Genomic DNA, 7,844 nt, shown 5'->3' on the forward strand with positions numbered 1-7,844 from the left:
GAGCGATACACCCAGGCGTGGCGGTCGCGCACAGGGTGCGCTCCCACGGACTGACTGGCGGTGGCAATGCCTGCGCCGGGATCGCCAGCCGATGTTGAATGCGTCGCCGACCGAACCGCTATTTATCCGAAACCGGCGCCAACACATCCCCCACCACCTCATCCCCAAACATCACATCCATCCCCCTGCGCAATCCCACTCGAGGCTCCCAACCCAACACCTCGCGCGCCACGCGCTGATCGAAATTCGCCAGCGGCCGCAACGACCTCACCCGATAGCGGGTCAGCGGGACGTTCCGATGCAGCAGCCTGCCCAGGCCTTCCACGCCTACGGCAAGCGTGAGCAACAAACCGGTCGGCCAGCGCATCAGCCGCAATCCCTTGCCGCGCTTGCGACGCACGCGATCGAGATATTCGCCCTGCGTCACGATCGCCGGATCGACCACATGGATCACCTGGCCCTGCGCCGCCGGCACATGCGCCGCGAGCAGGAGCGCATCGACCACGTCATCGACATAGACCAGCGGCAGCGTCTGCGACGGCGAGCCGACGGCAATCCAGCGACCTGCGATCGCCAAGGTTCCGTTGGGCGTGGTGTTTTCCGATCCCGGCCCTACGATCTGGCCCGGACGAAGGACCACTGCAGCAAGACCGTGATCGCGGATCGCGTCCCGAACCAGCGTCTCGGCCGTCAACTTGGTCTGCGTGTAACTGCCGCGCCAATCGGGATGGGGTTCCAGCGCCGATCCCTCGTGGATCGCCACGGCCGGGTCGCGCCCCGCATGATCGAGCACGCTCATCGAGCTGACGTACACCAGCTTTTGCGTCGCATGCTTCACGCAGGCATGGACGATATTGCGCGTGCCCCACACGGTGCCGGCCTCGAAATCGCGGGAACCACCGCCCATCGCGGCGCCCACGTGGTAGACCGTGCGTGCGCCCTGCACCGCATGCTCGACGATGCGTGGATCGCCCAGATCGCCCACCACCACCTGTTCCGCCAGCGCTGCAAGGCGCGGATCCGCGCGGCGCACCAGCACGCGCACGCGCTGGCCATGGCGCCGGAGCGCCGTCAGCAACGCGCGACCGAGAAAGCCCGACGCACCGGTCACCAGGGCATCCACGGGTTCCAGCGTTGCGTATCGCGCTTCCAGCTCCTGTTTGCGTTCTTCATCGGCGCGACGGCATGCCGCTTCCATCAGGGCAATGGGACGGCGACCGTCTTGCGCACTCACCGGCGGCGTCTTGCCCTCGTGCAAGGCCTGCGCGAACGCCTGGGCGCCGGCCTGGATGCCCGGTGACGGCCGCAGCCTGCCGGTGGCAAAGCGCAACACGTTCCAAGGTATGCGGAACACGTCGCGCACGGCGCCGAAAAACGCGCCCATCACGATGCCGATGAATTTCGGCCCGGGCAATACACGGCGTACGTGGCACACCTGCAGGAAGCGATCGATCTCGATCACGCCGCGAGTGCCCTGCACCACGATGCGATTGATCATCGGCCGGATATTCCACGAGAGCATGATGCGCCCGGTGCCGGCCGCGCCATCCGCCGTAGCCTGCCACTCATCGAACTTCAGCGTGGAGGATTTGCCGGTGGAGCGATAGCGGATATCGACCTGGGACAGCTCGCCGAGAAATGCTTCCAGCGTGTACAGGCCATGCACGCCCAGATCGCGGAACGGATAGGAGCCCTGCGCCACCATACCTGGCAGCGGGCCACCGCCATACGGCGGATAGTCGGAGCTGCGCCATACATCCACCGCCACCAGCTCACCGCAGGCACCTGCATCCACCAGCGCCTTGGCTCGCATCACCATCGGATCGAACAAGTCCGAATGATCGACCGAGAGCACCAGGTTCTTCTCGCGTGCCTTGGCGATCATGGCGTCGCACTCGGCCACCGAGTCGGCCATCGGCTTTTCCACGAAGACATGGCAACCCATGTCGAGCGCGCGCAGGGTCAACGGGCAATGACTGGACGGCGGCGTCAGCACATAGATGGCATGCGGGCGGGCTTCGCCGAGCTCGGCAAGGTCAGACACCACCCGCTCGATGCCGAACGTCTGCGCCAGCTTGCGCGCCGCCTCCACGTCGAGATCGCAGATGCCGACGATCTGGACATAGTCGAGCCGCTGCAGCGCCTCGATGTGATAGCGCGCCACATAGCCCGCACCTACGATGCCGATGCGCAGAGGGTTGTCGACAGAAACACTCATCCGGGTACCCGACGGTCAGCCAATGTCATATCCGCCGTGGCGAGCGACGTGGCGACTTCGCGCAGCACGTCTTCCACCCGGCGATCCCAAGTTTGATCGGCCACCGAGGCCATGCGTTCGGTGGCGCCTTTGAGCGGTCCATCGGCCAGCACCTGGTCGAGGCCGGCGAGGAAATCCTCATGGCCTTCGGCGATGCGCACGACAGAGGCGAAGCGCGCAATCTCCGGATTGCTCACCGCCACGATGGGCTTGCCGGTGGCGAGGTATTCGCGCAGCTTCAGCGGATTGGCGTTCTCCACCTGGCGATTGCGCCGATACGGAATGATCGCCGCGTCGAACGCCTTGGCCCAACCTGGCAGACTGCCATAGGGCTGTGCGCCCGCGAGCACCACGTTCGGCAGCGCCTCCAGTTCGGGCACCTTGATCGCGGCATAGCCCACCAGCAGGAAGGTCCATTGCGGCCGTGACCGTGCGAGCCAGGCGATCAGCTCCACATCGATCCACTCGTGGATCGAACCGAAATAACCCACCACCGGCCCCTTCAGCTCACGCGCCAGTGCGGGGACCTCGGTTGCCGGGTCCGCGGCGCGCGCAAACAACCTGGCGTCCACGCCGTGCGGCGAATAGCGCGTTTGCGGGTTCTGCGCCTGCTTGCTGGCCAGCAACGCAGGCGGGGCCACGAAGACGATATCCGCGCGCTGGGTCAACGCCAGGTCGCTGGCCGCGATGACTTCCGCGTCCACGCCCGGGTGCGCCGCGTAGTCGTCGATGCAGTAATAGACGCAGAAGTTTTCGCCCAGGCGGCGCGCGAGAAATCCCGGATGCGGCGCCACGAACCATGAGATGCGACGTCGGGTTCCCAGCACGCGCATGGCGCGTCGCAATGCCCACTGACTGAACAGGCGATTGAACAGGGGCACGCCGGGAATGCGCCGGAACGGCAGCTGCGGCACCGTGCAATGCCAGAAATTGGTGTCGACACGCTGCGGCGCCCGAAACGCTTCGCGCAGCTTTCGAAATGCGCGGCGCAGATCGCGCCCGCTCGCCTGCGGTGCGCGCATGCCCGGGGAATCGACGTACAGCACCGGCATATGCGCGGCCAGGCGCGTGGCAACGTGATGGCTGCTGGTGCGGTTTTCCGCCCACCAGTCGTTGCCGAAATAGACCACGCCGTAGTGCTCTAGCATGCCAGCTCCCGCGCACGGGCCGGGCGTACAACCACCATGGTCTGTCCCCTGTCCAGGTTGATCACCACAAGTGAGATCGGCGCGCCAGGCATGGCCACCGCCGGGTAGGTACGGACACCTGCTCCGCCCGCTCATCGACACAGCCAGCCTAACCCAACGCCCAAGGCGCTCCCATCCGTCGAATTGCCAAGGCAAACGGCGCGAAAGGCCTTGTTTCCGGCCATTTCTGCGCAGCCACGCGTTGCCGCAGCGCGGCCTATCGGCCGTTCGCCATAGCCTGTCGGTGGCATGCCCCATTGACTATGTGCTCGATGGATATCGAGGGCCTTTGGCGACAAAGTGGAGCCTGGCAGGACGGCGCCCGTTGGTGGTCTCCGCCGCTGATGGACGCCCTCCCGGCGCTCGCCCATTCACATCCTTTCCGTGCGAACTGTCGTCATGACGCTCCGGCCGAAAAAGATGCAGCTGCTGCAATGGATCCCGCATGCGGTGGTGTTCACGCGCGCGCCCGGCGCCGACAAGGCGCTCTACCTCACCTTCGATGACGGCCCCAATCCCGACCACACGCCGGCCCTGCTGGAATTGCTGCGCAGGCACGGCGTCAAGGCCACCTTCTTCCTGATCGGGCGCGAAGCCGAACGCTATCCGCAGCTGGTCGAGCGCATCGTCGAAGAAGGCCACGCGCTGGGCAACCACTCCTATAGCCACCCGATGTTCGACGCGCTGACCCACACCGAGCAATGGGTGGAAGTGGAGCGCACGGACCAGGTGCTGTCCCATTTCGACGGACTCAGCCATCACGGCTTTCGTCCGCCGCGCGGCGTGTTCTCGCTGCTGCTGACGCTGCGCTTCGCGCTCAGCAAGCGCAAGCTCGCCTACTGGTCGTACGACACGCTGGACTATCAAGGCCGCGAACCCGATGAACTGGCCGCACGCCTGCGCGCACGTCCGCCGCGCGCCGGCGATGTGATGTTGATGCATGACGACAGCGACTGCTCGCGCCGGATGCTCGAACTACTGCTGCCCGAATGGGAGCAACACGGTTTCACCTTTCGCGCGCTGCCTGCATGACGCTGGTCGGCGCACCATGCGGTCCGCTGCTGCCAAGGCACCTGGACCGCTGACAGGGGAATGAGATGAGCCTATCGGTAGGCCTGGCATTGCTGGTGTTGGCGTTGCTCGCAGCCGCGTTCTGCGTCGTGGCGTGGATGGCCATACGTTCGCGCAACATGCAGGTATGGCTGGGCAGCTATCTGCGCCGCCGGCCGCGGCCTGCCGTGACGGGGCCCACGCACGTCATGTTCTGCTTCGTCGATCACTACGAGCCCGCGTGGGGTCGCGTGGACCTGGACACCCAGCGCCGCCGCGTCGACCGCTGGCACAGCGGCTACCCCGCCATGGCCTCCCGCCATCGCGACGCCGATGGACGCCCGCCCCAACACACCTTCTTCTATCCCGAAGAGGAATACCTGCCCGAGCACCTGGACAAGATTGCCGAGCTTTGCGCCAACGGCTATGGCGAAATCGAAATCCACCTGCACCATGACAACGACACGCCGGAGAATTTCTGCGCCACCATCTCGCGCTTCAACGAGCTGTTGCATGCGCGGCATGGGGCGCTTCCCCGCGATCCGCGCACCGGCCAGCTGCGCTTCGGCTTTATCCACGGCAACTGGTCGCTGGACAACTCACGCGCGGACGGTCGCTGGTGCGGGCTCAACAATGAGCTGATCCTGTTGCGCGAACTGGGCTGCTACGCCGATTTCACCCTGCCCTCCGCACCCAGCGAAACCCAGACGCGCGCGATCAATTCGATCTATTACGCCACCGACGATCCCTGCCGCCCGAAATCCCACAATACCGGGATGCCGGTGCGCGTCGACGGTACGCCGACGGGCGACCTGATGATCGTGCAAGGCCCGCTGGGGCTCGACTGGAAGCGCCGCCGCAAGCTGATCATGCCGCGTATCGAGAACGCCGACGTGCGCCACAGTTGCCCGCCGACGCCCGAACGTGTCGACGCATGGGTACGCACCGGCATCCACGTGGAAGGCCGTCCGGAGTGGATCTTCATCAAGATCCACACGCACGGCACCCAGGAGCGCGACATGGAGACGCTGCTGGGCGCCCCCATGCACGCCATGCACGATCATCTCGAGCAGGCGTACAACGACGGGCAGCGCTACGTGCTGCACTACGTCACCTCGCGCGAGATGTACAACATCATCAAGGCCGCCGAAGCGGGCATGCAAGGCAATCCTGCGCGCTATCGCGATTTCGAGCTTCCTCCGCCACCGGGCGTCACCCGGTGGACGTCCCCGGCGTCATCGCCCGATCACCGCGCCAGCATGGCGGTGGTCGACGTACCAGGCATGGAGTAACCACAATGCATTGGCGAGCCAAAGGCGTGTTGCAGAAAGTCCTGGGGCATGTGCCTGGCGGCGAGCGCGCGCACTACGAGCTGCAGCGCCGCTTCGGCGGCCTGCGCGGCTTCACCCGCGAGTTCGACATCAAGATGGACGACTGGCGGCTGATGGCCGGTCATCTGCGCGAAGCGGGTGTTCCCATTGCCGGCGCGCGGCTGTTCGAGATCGGCAGCGGCTGGTATCCCACCTTTCCGTTTGCCTGCTATCTCGGCGGTGCCAGGCAGGTGATCACGGTCGACCTGAACCGGCATATCAAGCTGGATCTGGTCAGGGAGTGCGCGATCAATCTTGGCCGCCATACGGCCTTGATCGCCGAGGCCTGCGACGTGTCCGAGCACGTCATCCAGCAACGTCAGCAGTTGCTGGTGGCGCGCCTGGAAGTGAGCGATGACGTGAGCGAAGCCACCGATGGCGTGGTGGTCTACGAAGCACCAGCCGATGCCTCGCGTACCAGCCTTGGTTCGCAGGCGCTCGACTGCGTGTTCTCCAACAGCGTGCTGGAGCACGTCGTGCCCGAGGCAGTGGACGCCATCTTCCGCGAGGCCATGCGCATCCTGGCACCCGGCGGCATCATGTTCCACTCGGTGAACTGCGGCGACCACTACGCGTATGTCGACCGCAAGATCAACCAGCTCAACTATCTGAAGTACTCCGATAGCGAATGGCGGCGCTGGGACAATGCGTTTCTTTACCAGAACCGCATGCGCGCGCATGAGTTCGTGGATCGGGCCAAGGCGGTAGGTTTCGATATCGTGCTCAATACCGAATGCGCGCGCGAATCGCGCCTCGCCCAGCTGGCGGCGATGCAGGTCCATCCGCAGTTCGCGCATATCCCGCCCGAACGCCTGTGTGTGACCTCGATTGATTTCATCGGTCGAAAAGGCCCGGCCGGGGTCCCATCATGAGCGCCGCCCTGGTCAGCGTGGTGATGCCTGCCTACAACGCGGAGAAATACATCCGCGGCGCGGTGGCCTCCGTGCTGTCGCAGACCTATGCGTCGTGGGAACTGGTGGTCGTGGACGACTTCTCCACCGACCAGACGCCGGCCCTGCTCGACTCGCTCGCCGAGGTGGACCAGCGCGTCCGCGTGATTCACGCCAAGGAGAATGCCGGCGTGGCCGCGGCACGCAACGCCGCCATCGCAGCCGCCCGCGGCAGCCATATCGCGTTCCTCGACAGCGACGACGGCTGGCATCCGCGCAAGCTGGAGTGGCAGATGGAGCACATGGAGGAAACTCGTGCGCGCGTTTCGTACACGCCTTATGACCGCGTCACCGAACAAGGCCACCTGCTCTCCTGCGTCAGGCCACCGGCCACCGTCAGCTACGAGCAGATGCTGCGCAGCAACCATATCGGCAACCTCACCGGCCTCTACGATCGCAGCCTGGGCGACGCGGCCTTCCGCTCGGTAGGCCACGAGGATTACGTGTTCTGGCTGGAGATGGTGCGCCGCGCCGGCTCCGCCTCCTGCGTCCCCGGCGAGCAGCCGCTCGCCTACTACTGCGTACGCGACGGCTCAGTCTCCGCCGACAAATGGCGCGCCGCCTGCTGGCAATGGCGCATCTACCGCGACATCGCCCACCTCAGCTGGCTGTCTTCATCCCAATATATGTGCCATTACGCGTGGCAGGCGATGAGGAAGAGGTTGGCGTGAAAGGCGCCGATGCGCGGCATCGCATACGCCCCCATCTCACGGCCAAAATATCCTTGTAGGAGCGCACCCTGTGCGCGACCACCTGACGGAGCGGCACACCCCAGCGCCTCGGTCGCGCACAAGGTGCGCTCCTACAAGGAAACACACAGGTCCGTGCCGATCAGCTCTTTGTGGGAGCGCACCCTGTGCGCGACAGACACGCTGGGGTGTATCGCTCCGTAGGTTTGTCGCGCACAGGGTGCGCTCCCACAAAGAGCTGATCGGCACGGACCTGTGTGTTTCCTTGTAGGAGCGCACCTTGTGCGCGACCGAGGCGCTGGGGTGTGCCGCTCCGTCAGGTGGTCGCGCACAGGGTGCGC

At 65.4% G+C, this 7,844-nt stretch carries 6 protein-coding genes; 4 read left to right on the plus strand and 2 right to left on the minus strand.

Annotation, left to right across the window (positions count from 1 at the left end; all coding sequences use genetic code 11):
* Positions 1-118 precede the first annotated feature (118 nt).
* Together Y882_RS18125 and Y882_RS18130 are read right to left on the minus strand one after the other, a co-directional pair.
* Positions 119-2,218 (minus strand): NAD-dependent epimerase/dehydratase family protein, encoded by a 2,100-nt coding sequence (locus Y882_RS18125; protein WP_046973361.1) that lies wholly within the window; start codon positions 2,216-2,218, stop codon positions 119-121.
* Positions 2,215-3,405: a glycosyltransferase gene (locus Y882_RS18130; protein ID WP_046973362.1), complete on the minus strand. Its 1,191-nt coding sequence runs from the start codon at positions 3,403-3,405 to the stop codon at positions 2,215-2,217. Before Y882_RS18130 ends, Y882_RS18125 begins: the two co-directional genes overlap by 4 nt.
* A 438-nt stretch (positions 3,406-3,843) precedes the next feature.
* Here Y882_RS18130 and Y882_RS18135 point away from each other — a divergent pair, with 438 nt between their 5' ends.
* From Y882_RS18135 to Y882_RS18150, 4 genes are all read left to right on the plus strand, one after another.
* Entirely contained in the window at positions 3,844-4,476 is a 633-nt protein-coding gene (locus Y882_RS18135; RefSeq protein WP_046973363.1) for a polysaccharide deacetylase family protein, read from the plus strand.
* Positions 4,477-4,541: 65 nt separating this feature from the next.
* The gene (locus Y882_RS18140; RefSeq protein ID WP_046973364.1) at positions 4,542-5,786 is read left to right on the plus strand and encodes a hypothetical protein; all 1,245 of its coding nucleotides are present in this window, start codon (positions 4,542-4,544) and stop codon (positions 5,784-5,786) included.
* 26 nt (positions 5,787-5,812) lie between these two features.
* Positions 5,813-6,736, plus strand: a complete 924-nt coding sequence (locus Y882_RS18145) for a class I SAM-dependent methyltransferase (RefSeq protein ID WP_162207435.1) — start codon at positions 5,813-5,815, stop codon at positions 6,734-6,736.
* A complete protein-coding gene (locus tag Y882_RS18150) occupies positions 6,733-7,485 on the plus strand; it encodes a glycosyltransferase family 2 protein (RefSeq protein ID WP_046973366.1) in 753 nt (250 codons plus the stop codon). The genes Y882_RS18145 and Y882_RS18150 overlap by 4 nt, the downstream gene beginning before the upstream one ends.
* The last annotated feature ends 359 nt before the right edge of the window (positions 7,486-7,844 follow it).

It is taken from the genome of Dyella japonica DSM 16301, assembly GCF_001010355.1.
GTDB classification, from domain to species: domain Bacteria; phylum Pseudomonadota; class Gammaproteobacteria; order Xanthomonadales; family Rhodanobacteraceae; genus Dyella; species Dyella japonica.

Excerpts from the sequence above, each read along its gene's own strand:
- Y882_RS18125 (WP_046973361.1), bottom strand. The coding sequence starts at position 2,218 with ATGAGTGTTTCTGTCGACAACCCTCTGCGCATCGGCATCGTAGGTGCG.
- Y882_RS18130 (WP_046973362.1), bottom strand. The coding sequence starts at position 3,405 with ATGCTAGAGCACTACGGCGTGGTCTATTTCGGCAACGACTGGTGGGCG.
- Y882_RS18135 (WP_046973363.1), top strand. The coding sequence starts at position 3,844 with ATGACGCTCCGGCCGAAAAAGATGCAGCTGCTGCAATGGATCCCGCAT.
- Y882_RS18150 (WP_046973366.1), top strand. The coding sequence starts at position 6,733 with ATGAGCGCCGCCCTGGTCAGCGTGGTGATGCCTGCCTACAACGCGGAG.
- Y882_RS18140 (WP_046973364.1), top strand. The coding sequence starts at position 4,542 with ATGAGCCTATCGGTAGGCCTGGCATTGCTGGTGTTGGCGTTGCTCGCA.